General features: G+C 67.8%; 9 protein-coding genes and 3 tRNA genes. 2 read left to right on the top strand and 10 right to left on the bottom strand.

The features are described 5' to 3' along the window. Nucleotides 1–14: 14 nt before the first annotated feature. The 9 genes from WFQ67_RS08050 to WFQ67_RS08010 all read right to left on the bottom strand — a co-directional run bounded on the left by WFQ67_RS08050 (nucleotide 15) and on the right by WFQ67_RS08010 (nucleotide 8,742). Nucleotides 15–740 (bottom strand): cupin domain-containing protein, encoded by a 726-nt coding sequence (locus WFQ67_RS08050; RefSeq protein ID WP_111259770.1) that lies wholly within the window; start codon nucleotides 738–740, stop codon nucleotides 15–17. Nucleotides 741–776: 36 nt separating this feature from the next. Continuing rightward, nucleotides 777–2,507, bottom strand: a complete 1,731-nt coding sequence (locus tag WFQ67_RS08045; RefSeq protein ID WP_213628489.1) for an FAD-dependent monooxygenase — start codon at nucleotides 2,505–2,507, stop codon at nucleotides 777–779. Nucleotides 2,508–2,529: 22 nt separating this feature from the next. Continuing rightward, the gene (locus WFQ67_RS08040) at nucleotides 2,530–3,243 is read right to left on the bottom strand and encodes a methyltransferase (protein WP_173173346.1); all 714 of its coding nucleotides are present in this window, start codon (nucleotides 3,241–3,243) and stop codon (nucleotides 2,530–2,532) included. Between the two features lie 34 nt (nucleotides 3,244–3,277). Beyond that, nucleotides 3,278–5,719, bottom strand: coding sequence for an AMP-binding protein (locus WFQ67_RS08035; protein WP_213628488.1), 2,442 nt, complete (start codon nucleotides 5,717–5,719; stop codon nucleotides 3,278–3,280). Nucleotides 5,720–5,774: 55 nt separating this feature from the next. After that, the gene (locus WFQ67_RS08030; RefSeq protein WP_213628487.1) at nucleotides 5,775–6,572 is read right to left on the bottom strand and encodes a class I fructose-bisphosphate aldolase; all 798 of its coding nucleotides are present in this window, start codon (nucleotides 6,570–6,572) and stop codon (nucleotides 5,775–5,777) included. A gap of 9 nt (nucleotides 6,573–6,581) precedes the next feature. Beyond that, complete coding sequence (locus WFQ67_RS08025; RefSeq protein ID WP_337056559.1) at nucleotides 6,582–7,907, bottom strand: 3-dehydroquinate synthase II; 1,326 nt, start codon at nucleotides 7,905–7,907, stop codon at nucleotides 6,582–6,584. A 585-nt stretch (nucleotides 7,908–8,492) separates the two neighbouring features. Beyond that, nucleotides 8,493–8,568, bottom strand: a tRNA-Lys gene (locus tag WFQ67_RS08020). Between the two features lie 12 nt (nucleotides 8,569–8,580). After that, a tRNA-Pro gene (locus WFQ67_RS08015) sits at nucleotides 8,581–8,657 on the bottom strand. A gap of 9 nt (nucleotides 8,658–8,666) precedes the next feature. Further along, nucleotides 8,667–8,742 (bottom strand) — tRNA-Asn (locus tag WFQ67_RS08010). A 202-nt stretch (nucleotides 8,743–8,944) separates the two neighbouring features. Between WFQ67_RS08010 and WFQ67_RS08005 the strand changes: the two genes are divergently transcribed. Both WFQ67_RS08005 and WFQ67_RS08000 read left to right on the top strand, forming a co-directional pair. After that, nucleotides 8,945–11,248, top strand: coding sequence for a DUF1631 domain-containing protein (locus WFQ67_RS08005; RefSeq protein ID WP_337056558.1), 2,304 nt, complete (start codon nucleotides 8,945–8,947; stop codon nucleotides 11,246–11,248). A gap of 9 nt (nucleotides 11,249–11,257) precedes the next feature. Beyond that, entirely contained in the window at nucleotides 11,258–11,590 is a 333-nt protein-coding gene (locus tag WFQ67_RS08000; RefSeq protein WP_263152757.1) for a PilZ domain-containing protein, read from the top strand. 57 nt (nucleotides 11,591–11,647) lie between these two features. Here the strand turns inward: WFQ67_RS08000 and clpB are convergent, their stop codons facing one another. Then, nucleotides 11,648–14,212 (bottom strand): ATP-dependent chaperone ClpB, encoded by a 2,565-nt coding sequence (gene clpB / locus WFQ67_RS07995; protein ID WP_337056557.1) that lies wholly within the window; start codon nucleotides 14,210–14,212, stop codon nucleotides 11,648–11,650. Nucleotides 14,213–14,220: the final 8 nt, after the last annotated feature.

The following is a 14,220-nucleotide window of genomic DNA, read 5'->3' as shown; positions in this document are numbered from 1 at the left end:
GGGTTGTCGCGTCTTCACGCCTGCTTGGCGGATTCGAACAGCCTGATCAGGCCGTCCAGGTTCTTGCCGAAGGGCGCCTCGCCCTCCTCCACCTTCTCGGCGTATTGCCAGAAATCGGTGCTGAACATCATTCCGTAGTCGCGCGCCTCGCTGACCGCCTTGAGCTGCACGATCGGGTTGTTGCGCGCGCCTCGGACGCCCGGGAGGATCGGCCGGGCGATGGATTCGAAGTAGTCCTTCAAGGTCACTTCGGGGGTGTCGGGGGTCCACACCAGCCACATCATCACGGTCTTGTCGGAGATGTTGAGGAAGCCGTGGATGTGGTTGCGCCGGCCGAAGACCATGGCGCCCTTCTTCATGGGGATCATGCGGATGGTGTCGCGCCCGGAGACGTCCGGCGGGTTGTCCATGTCGGTGTAGGTGCGCGTGCCCATGAGCATCACCACGCCGCCGTCGGGGGCGTAGAACCACTCGTCCGTGCGGGTGTGCACGTGCAGCGGCGGGCCCGAGCCCGGGGGGATCTCCACCTTGGCCATCAGGTAGCGGCCACGGGTGGTCTCGCCGGTCTTGACGAAGCGGATCGAGGCACCCTCCGGCTCACCGTTGACCACCTGCGGATCGGGGTCGTCCTCGATCAGGGCGAAGGCCGCTGCGTTCTCCGCGGCGTCCTCGGCGTAGTCGGATTGCAGGTCCTGCTCCAGCACCGCGCCGACTTCGAAGCCGGCTTCCAGTGAACTCATACATCCTCCTTGCGGGTCGTCGACCCGGTCGTTGATCTAGCCAACCGCACCCAGGACGCCAACCAGCGCCTGGCCTTCCTTCGGGTGCACGGCGCAGCCGTGCCCCACCAGCCTTTCCAGTACCGCGCCGGCGTCTTCCGGCACGTCGTCGCCACGCCAGCCGATGTGCTGGTCAGGGCGCACCAGCAACAAGGCGACCCGGTAGCAGTCACGCGCGCTGGCCGGCAGCTCCACCACCGTCAACGGGATGCCCCGGGCCGCGGCGGCCTCGCGCAGGCGCTCCACCGAGGGTGCATCGGGCCCGACCCGGAGCAGGGTGAACCCCGCCCCGAGCAGGTCGAAGACTGAACGCCGCGTGCCGTCGCCGGCGGGCAGCCACAGGTGCGGCAGGCGCCCGCCGGGCACGGTGCTGGGCCGGTAGTGCAGGGGGTCGTCCGCCGGCGGCTGGCCCTGCTGCCAGACGATGGGCGAGCCGTCGTAGCGCGCGCCCAGCTCGACGCCGATGGAGGTGAACTGCCCCCGGAAACCGCGCAGCGACACGCCGAGCTGCGCGCGCGCCCGGTCGCCCTCGGTGCCCCGGGCCTCGACGGCGGCGGGCACCTCCACCTTGCCCACGCGCTGGGTGAGCTGGCGCGCGGCTTCGGTGTTGCGCAGGGTGACCGGGCGCCGCTCCAGCTCGTAGGACGCCAGCAGCCCTTCCCCGGCCCAGCCCTGGACGGCGGCGGCCAGCTTCCAGGCGAGGTTGGCGGCGCCGTCGATGCCGGTGTTCATGCCGAAGCCGCCGGTGGGCGAGAACAGGTGCGTGGCATCGCCGGCGAGGAACACGCGGCGGTCGGAGAAGCGCTCGGCCACCAGGGCCAGGCCGCCATGCCACACGGCATGGGCCAGCACCTCGACCTCGACCTCGGCACCGACGCCCTGGCGGATGGCGGCGATCACCCGGTCGTCCTGGGGCATCTCGTCGTGGGAGCGTGCCTGGGTCATGAGCAGGAACTCGTCCTCGCCATCCAGGCTGATCAGCAGCATGCGCGCGTCGGGCGCCACCACGTTGTACATCCAGGCCTTGCGGTCGGGGAGGATGTCGCGGTGCAGCGCAGGTACACGCACGTGGCTGGAGAACATGCGCCCGCTGAGGAAGCCGCCGCTGGAGCCGTCCGGCCCCAGGTAGCCGATGCCGAGGGTGCGGCGGACGAAACTCTGCCCGCCGTCGCACCCCACCAGGTAGTCGGCGCGCCAGTGCTCCAGGGCTTCGCCGCTGGCGCTCTCCACGGCCATCAGGCGCACGCCGTCGGCGTCCTGCTCGAAGCCGCTGACCCGCCAGCCGAAACGCAGCTGGATGTTGGGCCGGGTGCGGATGTGTTCGAGGAGGAAGCGCTCGACGTACATCTGGTTGGCCCGCAGCAGCGGCTCGGGCACCTGGTCGGTGTCCTCGGCGGCGCGGGCCGCCGCCATGCGCTCGCGCTCGGAGGGCATGTCCAGGCGCGCCAGCTCCCAGGCGTTGAGGCGGGTGAAGTAGGCGACATCGCGCGGGTGGTCCTCGGGCAGGCCGAGGCGGCGGATGGCCTCCGCCAGGCCCAGGCGCCGGTAGTGCTCCATGGTGCGCGAGTTATGGGTGTTGCCCTTGGGGTGCCAGCGGGTGTTGCGCTCGCTGTTGAACAGCACCACGGGCACGCCGTGGTGGTCCAGGAACAGCGCGAGCATCATCCCCACGGGGCCGCCGCCGACGATGGCCACGGCGGCGTGCTGGGTCTTCTGGCCTGTGCTCACGATGAGGCTCCGTCGCTGCCGGTCAGGCGCCTGCGGGTGCGTGCGCACCCGGCAGGAGCTGGAGGATGTCGTAGCGCGGTGCGCCCGCGCCCTGGCCGGTCACCGAGGCGACCCGGCGCGAGCCGTAGCCGTGCTCGGCGAGCATCGCCTCCAGTGCACCGCCATCGCCCTGGCTGCTGAAGCCCATGAGCAGCATGCCGCCGTCGGCCAGATGCTCGGGGGCCTCGTCGAGGAAGCGCTTGTGGGCGGCGTAACCCGGGTCGCAGAAGGCGAGCATGATGGCCTTGTCGAAGACGTGTTCGGCCTCGACGAAGACGAAGTTGGAGTTCCAGAAGATGACGTCGAAACGCTCGCCCGGCTCCAGTACCTCGAACAGGTCGCCCTGGCGGATCGACATCTTCCCGGTCACGCCATGGCGCGCGGCATTGGCACGGGTGTTGCGCACGGCCGCCTCGCTGATGTCGCTGGCCACCACTTCGCGGCAGCCTTCAAGGGCGGCGGTGACGGCGGTGACGCCGGCGCCGCAGCCGATCTCCAGCAGGCGCCCGCCCCGGGGGTAGGGCAGGTGGCGGGTGAAGATGCCGGTGGACTGGAAGTGGGTCGGCGGGAATACGCCGTCATGCACCGCGAAACTGCGGCCCATGCATTCGTACTCCGTCTGCCCGTCGGCTTCGGCGGCGGCGAGGCGCTGGCGGACCGACGCCAGTGCGCCGGTCTCGTAGGTTGCTTGGGTCATGCTGGGATTCCTTGTGTGGTGGCCGGCCTGCAGCTCAGAGCCCGTGTCCGGCGGTGGCGAGCTGGCGATGGGCGGGGCGCAGCAGGTGCTGCACCTGCTGCCCGCCTTCCCCGGCCAGCAGGGCCTGGGCGACGCTGCGCAGGTGGCGCTTGAGCACCTTGCCGGTGGCGCCGACGGGCAGGAACGCCAGGTCGCTGACCACGGCGACGGCGATGAAGCCTTCCGCCACCAGTGCGCCACGCGACGCTGCGGCCTCGTGCAGGGTGCGCAGCACCCGGGCGGCGATGGCCGATGCGTCGGTCGCGCCGCGCTCCGGCAGGACCAGGGCGAGCAGGCCGACGCCACCGCTGCGGGCCGGGTCGACACCGACCACGGTGACGTCGCATACGCCGTCCACCTGCTGCGCCGCTTCTTCCAGCTGGAGGGTGTGCAGGGCACCGGCGGGCGAGTCGATGACATCCACCGCGCGGTCGATCTGGTAGAACTCGCCGTCCTTGCAGAACGCGATATCGCCGGTGAGGAAGTAGCCACCGCGCCAGGCGTCGACGGTCTTCTGCGGCTGCTTCCAGTAGCCGGAGGTGACGGTGGGCGAGCGCACGGCGAGCAGGCCGACCTCGCCCGGCTGCACCTCGTCGCCGCTGAGCGGGTCGAGCACCTTGGCCACGGCGATGTCCACCGGGCGGCCAATGCAGCGCTGGGCGGCGATGGCACCGAGGCTCGATTCGCTGCGGAACAGCGCCATGCCCAGTTCTGAGCTGCCGAAGGCGTCGATGAAGCGCGACTGCGGCGCGCCTTCGAGGATCCGGCGGATGTGGCTCTGGTGCGAGGCATCGCCCATGGCGAACCAGCGGCGCACGGTGGGGAACTCGTCATGGGCGATGCCGCCCTCGACCAGCAGCACGTAGCTGCGCGGGAACGCGGCGACCGTGGTGGGTGCGAAACGCTGGATGGCGTCGCGCAGCGCCTGGCCCTGCTGGGTGCCGAGGACGAAGGTGGGAATGCCGTGGAGGATGGCGGTTTCCAGGTGGCTGATGGCCGCCGAGTGGGATTGTGGCAGGGCGCTGAGGAAGCGCTCGTCCGGGCCCTCGGCGAAGCGTCCGATGCGGGCGCGCTTGCCCATGAAGAACTGCCGGTGTTCGAAGCGCACCGCCTTGGGCAGGCCGGTGGTGCCAGAGGTGTGGCTGAGCATCACCAGGGTGGAGTCCTCCGGCTCCAGCGGCCACCAGGCGGGCATGCGCGGCGCCGCATCGAGGGCTGCGCGGGTGACGTCGAGCACCGGGCGGCCGGCGTCGCGCCACTGGCGGGCGAAGTCGCTGGCGACCAGGGTGGCGGTGTCGGTCACGAGGCGCTCGAAGCCGTTCTCGTCCATGTAGGCGATGCCGAACTCCGCTGGCATCGCCGGGTTCATCAGCGAGATCGCCGCGCCCAGGCTGGTCAGCGCCAGGTAGTGCAGCAGCGGGGAGAGGCCATCCTCGACCGTGACCGCGACGACGTCGCCGGGCTTCACGCCCTGCTCCAGGTACCAGGCGGCCAGGGCCATGCGGTGGTGCTGCAGGTCGTTGAGCGCGAGGGCGCTGATCGGTGTGCCGCGCAGCAGGGTCAGCGGCTTGTCGAGGAACAGGAAGGGCTCGTCGGGCGTGGTGCTCAGTGCCAGGCAGCGGTCGAGGAAGTTGCCGCTGCCGAGGGAGGCATCGGCGCGCAGCGTCTGCAGGGCCTCGGCGCTCATCAGGGTGCTGGCGGCGCCGAGGGGCTGGGCGCTGGGGCCCTGGGCCAGTTCGGTGAGCATGGCCATGCGCAGGTGCACCATCTCCTCGCCGATGGCGACGACACGGGCGCGCAGGTAGGGGCGCTCGACGAGCATGCGGTCGATGATCTCGCGCATGACGATGGCGTGGTCCTCGTCCTCCTCGATGTGCAGCACGAAGAAGTGCTCGGCCTCACGCGGGGCGTTGTGGCTGCGCAGGGCGTCGAGCACCGGCCCGTAGATCAGCGGGACTATGGCTTCGGCACCGAGGCACAGGGCAGCCAGGCCGTCGATCGGGTCGCTGCTGCGGCAGTGGCGGAACATGCCGTCGATGAGCTGGCGGGTGCCGGGCAGCAGGGGGCGGCTGCGCGGCGGGGCCGACATCAGGTCCATGGAGCGGCGGTACAGCTCGGCGTGGGAGATGTCGACGCTGTCGCCACCGGACAGCTCCTCGGTGAGGTTGCAGGACAGCGACTTGAACTCGCCCTGGTCGGCGATGCTGCCCATCAGCGCGCAGAGGTAGCGGGTGAAGTACTGCGAGTAGTAGTGGTGCTGGATGAGGAAGTGGCGCAACTGGTCGAGGCTGACCGCGCCGTTGCGGCAGGCCACGAGGAAGGGGTTGGCGTTGAGCCGGCTCAGCAGCCCTTCGGGGAAGAGGTCCTTCCACAGCGGCGAGAGCACGTATTCGTTGCGGGCACCGGTGGGCGCCGCGTTGTCGTCGAGGTAATCCATTGACCTGTCACCCTGGGTTGACCGCTTGTGGCGGTCGCGTGGAGTTGAGTTCCGTTCACACGGCGCGACTGAGGTATTCCGTCTCGCCCTTGATGCAGTCCGCCAGGCGCCTCAGCAGTTCGAGGGGGCGCGGGTGCTGGAAGACGTTGCGCCCGACGCACAGGCCGGCGGCGCCGCTGGCGAGGATGGAGCGGGTCAGCCCCAGCAGGCGTTCGTCTTCGGTGCGCTCGCCACCGGCGAAGAAGATGCGGATGTCGCGGCAGTGGGTCTCCACCAGTTCGGTGCAGTCGCTGGCGGATTCGGGCATGGCCAGTTTCACCGCGTCCGATCCGAGCTCGGCCACCACCCGCACCAGGTGGCTGAGGCGCTTCTGCCGATCCGCGGCGGAAAGGCCCCGCGCCTTGTCGTAGAGCATGGTGAGGATGGGGAAGCCGGCGCCGTGGGCAGCGTCGGTCATGGCGCCGAGCAGGGCGACGTTGTGCTGGAAGTTGTCCTCGGTGAAGTTGATCTGGATCGACACCGCGTCGGCGCCGAGTTCCAGCGCCGTGTCGATGCTCGACACCATGATCTTGGTGTCGGGCTCGGGGGCGATGCTGGCCATGCCGTTGAGGTGCAGGATCACCCCGGTGGAGGGGTGCAGCATGTCGCGCAGGATCAGCCGCTCGATCAGGCCCTTGTGGCCGATGACCGCGCTGATGTGGTCGCTGGCGATCCATTTCTCGAAATCGGCGGTCTGGGTCATGCCGGCGATGGGCCCGAGGGTCAGGCCGTGGTCGATGGGCACGATCAATCCGCGCCGCGAGGACGGGAACAGCAGGCGCCGCTCCCTCAGTACTCTGCTGACGTAGCTCATGGCGCGCCCCTATTTCTCGATGATGGATTCGTTGATCTTGATGCCGACGTGGCGGCCGGGCTCGGTGACGTAGCCGAGGACCTTGTCGCCGGGCTTGAGCTCGGAGATGTTCAGCGGCTTGGCGGAGTCGGAGAAGATGCGCACGTGCCAGTCGTCCTGCATAAGGACGTTGACCCGCTCCTTGCCGGGGAACTCGACCTCGATCAGGCGCAGCGGGCGCTGCTCGATCTTCATCCGGCCCACGGCGGCGCGGCGCACGCGGCCCTTGGAGTTGACGATCATGATCGGCGAGCCGGCCTTCAGCTCGCTCATGTAGTCGGTGCGGTTATCGGTGTTGAACACGTAGGAGTGCACGGCGCCGGCGTTGACGCGGAACGGGCGCAGCTCCATGTAGGGCAGGAAGTAGACCTCGGGGCAGCACAGCACGCCGCCCTGGGAGGTGCTGCCGACCAGCATGCCCTCGTCGGGCTCGAACAGGGTGGAGGCGTCGATGCAGGCGCGGTAGCCCATGCCCACCGGGCGGCTTTCGATCACGGTGCCGACCTGGATGTCGAGGTTGGCGTAGCTCTGCGCCTGGGACATGCGGGCGAGGAACTCGCTCATCACGCCGTGATCGCGCGGGGAGAAGATCACCCCTTCGGCGCCGTATTCCATCACCCCGTAGGAGACGATGGCGTCGTCGACGTCGGTCGGCGCCTTGATCTCCTTCATCAGCACGGTGGAGGTGGATTGCAGCGAGGCGATGACCAGCTCCAGGGGGATGTTGGTCGGGTCGCGGAAGAGGATCCACAGGTAGTTGAAGCGCAACCCCTGGTCGATGGAGGCCAGCAGGCTGTCGCGGTCGTCGACGTAGCTGGTGAAGCAGGTGAGCAGGCCGTCGCGTCCCAGGTCGGCCAGGACGTCGGCGTCGTTGTAGGCGACGGAGCGGTTGCGGGCGGCGGCGCCCTTCTTGAATTCCTCGAACTGCGGGCTTTCGCGGAAGGCCTTGATCTCGGCCGCGTTGCGCAGGCGCAGCACTGCATGCATGCGCGAGGGGACGGCGGGGAGCAGCTCGGCGAGGTTGTCCATATAAAGGACGATGCCGGTGTAGAGGGAGTTGATGACACGGACGAAGATGCCGTCGTCGGGGCGGCGCTTGGCCAGTTGGGCGCTGTCGAACCAGACCAGCTGGCTGTCGTTGGCGGTGCGCTTGTTCTCGCCGTTGCTTCTGATGTTGGCGAGACGCACCGACGTTCGCTTGGATACCGTTTCGGGGGTCTCGAAGGCCTGGTCGGCGGCGTCCTCGCGGATCACCGGGACCTCCTTGCCTTTCACCCCTGCGCTTGCGTTGCTCATGTTCTCTCCAGGCTGCGAGCCATTCCATTCAGGTTGGTCATGTAGAGGCATCCAGAAACCCGCGACGCAAGGCACCTGCATCGCACAACCAGGGTCGGGAGGTCCTCTCCCGCTGGAACCCTTCTCGTGCACCCGGCGCGGTAGTGCGTCTGGGTAACCGTGCGGAAAGCCGGCGGGGACGAACGGTTCGTAACCGCCTGCTTTTGCGTGGAGCGGAGTCTTTCCCAGGGGCAGTGGCGAGGAAAGACCATGTGGGCGATGGGGTATTCGCGGAGGGGGATGGGGCGCAGGCAGACGCAGGAGGTCCGTCCGCAGACCCGGCCTGGACGGGCGGAAAACCGGGAAACGGAGTGCGGGACGGGCGGGCAGCCAGTCCCGTGGGGTCGAACACCAGACCCAAAAAGAATGCACGGAACTGCGACATCACGCCGCAGTAGCGAGCGAGGCGCACGACCTCGGGACCCATGAGGTCTGGAGCCAGTGCGCACAGGTAGAAATGGGGGAGCGAAAACGAAAAAACCCACCGCTATGGGTGGGCTTCTCGTGGAAGCGGGTGGCCTGCTGGCTACCGCGCATTCCTGAATATGGTGGGTCGTGTAGGATTCGAACCTACGACCAATTGGTTAAAAGCCAACTGCTCTACCGACTGAGCTAACGACCCATATGTAAGGAGTGGTCGGGGTAGAGAGATTCGAACTCCCGACATCCTGCTCCCAAAGCAGGCGCGCTACCGGACTGCGCTATACCCCGTTTGGAAGTTGGCTCCGCGACCTGGACTCGAACCAGGGACCCAATGATTAACAGTCATTTGCTCTACCGACTGAGCTATCGCGGAACTTCAAGCTTTCCAATCTCATCCGCTGCAAACCGTGGTTCGCTGCATCTGAGGCGCGCCATTTTACGTTTCCAGAACGAGCTGTCAACCCCTGAAAAGCGAATTTATACAATGCTTTGCAGTTGCCGGGCCGGCTGCTATATCTGCCTTTCCCAGATCACTTACAGGACCCGCCGGCCGAACGGCCCCGGCAGGACAGTCCATGAGCACCCAGGACACCCCTCCTCCACCCCGCCCTCCAGCCACTCTCGCCAGCCGTGGCATCCAGCCGCGCTTCGGCGAACTGGTGCAGAGCTGCCGCAAGCTGGTGATGAATCGCCTGGCGGAACACCTGACCGGCGTTTTCGCCCAGGTCGACGACACCCTGTTCGAATGTGCCGAGAAGGCCGAGAACAACCAGGTCCAGACGCTGTTCTTCGACAACATGCGTGACGTGCGCAAGCAGCGGCCGCAGATCGAGCGCGCCTACCACCAGCGGATCGCCCAGAGGTTCGCCGAGTTCCTCGACGGCACCTTCAAGCCCGAGGCAGCTGCCGAACTGGACGCCGAGCACCTGGAGCTGGTGCAGAACGAGGTCTACGAAGAAAGCCTGCTGGTCACCAACATGGTCAGCCGGGTCAAGGCCCGCTGCGCGCAGTCGCTGTTCGCCCTCGACCAGCGCCTGGGCCTGCTCAACAACGGCAAGAAGCTCGGCGAGGACAGCAACCCCTTCGGCCCGCAGGCGATCGCCCAGGCGTTCCGCGACGCCCTGGAGCCCACGCCTTTCCCGCTGCGGATCAAGACCATCCTCTACATGCTCTTCGACCAGCATGTGATGCAGAGCCTGGACACGCTTTATGACGCGCTCAACAAGCGCCTCATAGAAGCGGGCGTGCTGCCCAACCTCAAGTACAGCGCCCAACGCGCCCAGGGCATCACCCGCGGCGCGCCCGTGGACGGCCAGAGCGCGGCCACCCGCAACAGCCAGAGCGCACCGACCGCGCCGCTGCCGCCCCCGCCGGCCGACCTCGGTGCACCGCCCCCCCTGGACCCGGGCGCCCTGTTCAGTGGCCTGGCCGTACTGCTGGAGGAGCACCGCCAGCGCAACCTCGATACGCCGCTGCTCGGCGGCACCCCCAGCATCGCCAGTTACGCGCCACGGGGTGCCACGCGCACCTACAGCGCGGCGGAATTGCTGGAAGCGCTCAACCGCCTGCAGCAGCAGTCGGCCCACGAACTCGCCTCGCGCCTGCAGCAGCCGCAGCGGGTAGACGGACTCAAGGCCGACCTGCAACAGCAACTGGAAACCCACAGCAGCCTCCCGGGGCAGCAGAAGCTCTCGGACCAGGAAGCGGATGTCATCGACCTGGTGGGCATGCTCTTCGACTTCATCCTCGACGACGACAACCTGCCGGACAGCTGCAAGACCGCCCTTTCCCACCTGCACACGCCCTACCTGAAGGTGGCGCTGCAGGACAAGGCGCTGTTCACCCAGCACCACCACCCCGCCCGACGCCTGCTCAACACCATGGCCCAGGCCGGCGTGCTCTATGGCGGCGAAGGCGAGGCGCGCGGGCTGCTGGCGAAGATGCAGTGGGTGGTCGAGCGGATCATCCACGGCTTCATCGGCGACCTGCAGCTGTTCGACAGCCTGCTGGAGGAGTTCAACGAATACGTCGCCACCCTGCGCCACAAGGTGGAGCTGCGCGAGCGCCGCGCGGTGGAAGCGGCCAAGGGTCGCGACAAGCTGCTCAGCGCGCGCCAGCAGGCGGTCGACGCCATCGCCCGGGTGCTGGCCGGGCGCGAGCCGCCGAGCATCATCCGCAACTTCCTCGAACAGACCTGGAGCGACGTGCTGGTCTTCGTCCTCCTGCGCCACGGCGACCGTGGCGCGGAATGGCAGCGTTCGCGGGAAGTGGCCGAGCAACTGGCCTGGAGCGGCACGCCGCTGGATGCCAAGGGCCGCGACCGCCTGCAGGGCCTGCGCGTGGCGCTGCTGGAGGACCTGCGCAAGGGCCTGGAGCTGCTCGGTGGCTACCACGAGGACGGCATCCGCCGCCTGCTGCAGGACCTGGTGGCCTGCCAGCACGCCGTGCAGGGCCAGCAGCCGCAACTTGCGGCCCAGATCAACCCGGACCTGCCCAAGAGCCCGCTCAGCGAGATGCTCGGCGAGGACGCAGGCCTGCTGGCCCCGGCTCGCCCGTCGGGTCTTTCGACGCGCGCGCAGGCGCTGGTCAGGGAGTTGGAGAGCCTGGAGTTCAACACCTGGTTCGAATTCGTCGAGGAGGGCCAGGGGCGCAAGCTCAAGCTCTCCTGGTACAGCCCGACCACGCGCAACTACATGTTCGTCGACCACAGCGGCCAGCGCGTCGCCATCAAGCCCATCACGCTGCTGGCCAGCGAGATGGAACAGGGGCTGGCCCGCATCATCGCCCCGGAACACAACGCACCGCTGGTGGACCGTGCGCTGGGCGCCATCTACCGCGTCCTGCAGCGCTTCACCGGCCGCAGTGCCGAGCCGAGCTAAGGAGTCCCCATGGAAGACCGCCGACATCACAGCCGCCACGCCACGGAGCTCCAGCTGGAGGTCTATGACCTCAATTCCGCCCAGCGCCTGGGCCGGGTGGTGGACCTTTCCGCGGACGGTTTCATGCTGTTCAGCGAATCGCCGCTGGCCAGCGACTCGGTATGGGAATGCCGCATCGTCTCGGTCACGCCGGTGGAAGGGGTCACCGAGGTGCGCCTGGGCGCCGACTGCCTGTGGAGCCGCCCCGGTGCCGATGGGCAGCACAGCTGGGCCGGCTTCCACATCATCGACCTGGCTGAAGACCAGGCGGCCGCCCTGGAGGTTCTGCTGCGGCACATCTGATTCCCGCTCCCATGAAAAAGCCCCGCGATGCGGGGCTTTTCCTTACCGGCTCCAGGGTCAGTCGAAGACGATCTCCTCGCCCTCCACCTTGGCGTGGATGGCGATGCCCGGTGCGAACCTGCCGGCCAGGATCAGCTGCGCCAGGGGGTTCTCGATCCAGCGCTGGATGGCGCGCTTGAGCGGGCGGGCACCATAGACCGGGTCGTAGCCAACGGCGATCAGCTTGTCCATCGCCTCGCTGGACAGTTCCAGGTTCAGCTCCCGCTCGGCCAGGCGCTTGCGCAGGCGTTGCAGCTGGATCTCGGCGATGCCGGCGATCTGCTCACGGGCCAGCGGCTCGAACACCACCACCTCGTCGATGCGGTTGATGAACTCGGGACGGAAGTGGTTGCTCACCGCATCCATCACCGCCGCGCGCTGGGCCTCGCGATCCCCCACCAGTTCCTGGATCTGTGCGGAGCCGAGGTTGGAGGTCATCACCACCACGGTATTGCGGAAGTCCACGGTACGTCCGTGGCTGTCGGTGAGGCGACCGTCTTCCAACACTTGCAGGAGGATGTTGAAGACGTCCGGATGGGCCTTCTCCACTTCGTCCAGCAGCACCACCGAATAGGGCTTGCGACGCACGGCCTCGGTCAGGTAGCCGCCCTCCTCATAGCCGACGTAGCCGGGCGGCGCGCCGATAAGCCGGGCCACGGAGTGCTTCTCCATGAACTCGGACATGTCGATGCGCACCAGCGCTTCCTCGGTGTCGAAGAGGAACTCGGCCAGGGCCTTGCACAGCTCGGTCTTGCCGACGCCGGTCGGGCCGAGGAAGAGGAAGGAGCCGCTGGGCCGGTTCGGATCGGACAGCCCCGCACGCGAGCGGCGCACGGCATTGGATACGGCGACGACCGCCTCGTCCTGGCCGATCAGGCGCTGGTGCAGCACGGATTCCATCTTCAGCAGCTTCTCGCGCTCGCCTTCGAGCATCTTCGACACGGGGATGCCGGTCCACTTGGAGACGACCTCGGCGATCTCCTCGTCGGTGACCTTGTTGCGCAGCAACTGGTTCTCGGTCTTGCCGTGCTGGTCGACCATCTGCAGGCTGCGCTCGAGGTCGGGGATGATGCCGTACTGCAATTCGGCCATGCGCTGCAGGTCCCCCTTGCGACGGGCGGCCTCCATGTCCAGACGGGCCTGTTCGATCTTCTGCTGGATCTGCGCCGAGCCCTGCACCTCGGCCTTCTCGGACTTCCAGATCTCCTCCAGGTCGGCGTACTCGCGCTCCAGGCGGGCGATATCGTCCTTGAGCTTTTCGAGGCGCTTGAGGGCGGCGTCGTCGTCCTCCTTCTTCAGGGCCTCCTGCTCGATCTTCAGCTGGATCAGGCGGCGCTCCAGGCGGTCCAGCGCTTCGGGCTTGGAGTCGATCTCCATGCGGATGCGGCTGGCGGCCTCGTCGATCAGGTCGATGGCCTTGTCCGGGAGCTGGCGGTCGGTGATGTAGCGGTGCGACAGCTTGGCGGCGGCGACGATGGCGCCGTCGGTAATGGTCACGCCGTGGTGCACCTCGTAGCGCTCCTTGAGGCCACGGAGGATGGCGATGGTGTCCTCCTCGCTGGGCTCGTCCACCAGGACCTTCTGGAAGCGGCGCTCGAGGGCCGCGTCCTTCTCGATGTACTGGCGGTATTCGTCCAGGGTGGTGGCACCGACGCAGTGCAGTTCACCACGGGACAGCGCGGGCTTGAGCATGTTGCCGGCGTCCATCGCGCCCTCGGCCTTGCCGGCGCCGACCATGGTGTGCAGCTCGTCGATGAACAGGATGATGCGGCCTTCCTGCTTGGACAGCTCGTTGAGCACCGCCTTGAGGCGCTCCTCGAACTCGCCGCGGAACTTGGCGCCGGCGATCAGCGCGCCCATGTCCAGGGACAGCAGGCGCTTGTCCTTGAGACCATCGGGCACTTCGCCGTTGACGATGCGCTGGGCCAGGCCCTCGGCGATGGCGGTCTTGCCGACGCCGGGCTCGCCGATCAGCACGGGGTTGTTCTTGGTGCGGCGCTGCAGGACCTGGATGGTGCGACGGATCTCGTCGTCACGGCCGATCACCGGATCGAGCTTGCCATCCTCGGCGCGCTTGGTCAGGTCGACGGTGTACTTGTCCAGCGCCTGGCGGGATTCCTCGACATTGGGGTCGTTGACCGCCTGGCCGCCGCGCAGGTTGGCGATGGCGTTCTCCAGCGCCTTGCGGGTCACGCCCTGGCCGAGCAACAGCTTGCCGAGCCGGGTGTTCTCGTCCATGGCGGCGAGCAGCACCAGCTCGCTGGAGATGAACTGGTCGCCTTTCTGCTGGGACAGGCGGTCGGCCTGGTTGAGCAGGCGCGCCAGGTCCTGGGACAGGTTCACGTCGCCGGTGGGGTTCTGAATCTTCGGCAACCCGTCCAGCTCCTTGGTCAGGGCGCTTCGCAGGGCAGCGATGTCGAAGCCCACCTGCATGAGCAGGGGCTTGATGGAGCCGCCCTGCTGGTCGAGCAGGGCGAGTATCAGGTGAAAAGGTTCGATGGCCGGGTGGTCGTGGCCCACGGCCTGTGACTGGGCGTCGGAGAGCGCCAGTTGCAGCTTGCTGGTCAAACGGTCGATTCGCATGAGGGCAG

It is taken from the genome of Pseudomonas sp. USHLN015, assembly GCF_037153275.1.
GTDB classification, from domain to species: domain Bacteria; phylum Pseudomonadota; class Gammaproteobacteria; order Pseudomonadales; family Pseudomonadaceae; genus Metapseudomonas; species Metapseudomonas tohonis.
This window is presented reverse-complemented; position numbering and strand designations above follow the sequence as displayed.

What these genes read in the sequence shown, in the direction of transcription:
- WFQ67_RS08050 (WP_111259770.1), bottom strand. Translation starts at nt 740, where the DNA reads ATGAGTTCACTGGAAGCCGGCTTCGAAGTCGGCGCGGTGCTGGAGCAG.
- WFQ67_RS08040 (WP_173173346.1), bottom strand. Translation starts at nt 3,243, where the DNA reads ATGACCCAAGCAACCTACGAGACCGGCGCACTGGCGTCGGTCCGCCAG.
- WFQ67_RS08035 (WP_213628488.1), bottom strand. Translation starts at nt 5,719, where the DNA reads ATGGATTACCTCGACGACAACGCGGCGCCCACCGGTGCCCGCAACGAA.
- WFQ67_RS08030 (WP_213628487.1), bottom strand. Translation starts at nt 6,572, where the DNA reads ATGAGCTACGTCAGCAGAGTACTGAGGGAGCGGCGCCTGCTGTTCCCG.
- WFQ67_RS08025 (WP_337056559.1), bottom strand. Translation starts at nt 7,907, where the DNA reads ATGAGCAACGCAAGCGCAGGGGTGAAAGGCAAGGAGGTCCCGGTGATC.
- WFQ67_RS08005 (WP_337056558.1), top strand. Translation starts at nt 8,945, where the DNA reads ATGAGCACCCAGGACACCCCTCCTCCACCCCGCCCTCCAGCCACTCTC.
- WFQ67_RS08000 (WP_263152757.1), top strand. Translation starts at nt 11,258, where the DNA reads ATGGAAGACCGCCGACATCACAGCCGCCACGCCACGGAGCTCCAGCTG.
- clpB (WP_337056557.1), bottom strand. Translation starts at nt 14,212, where the DNA reads ATGCGAATCGACCGTTTGACCAGCAAGCTGCAACTGGCGCTCTCCGAC.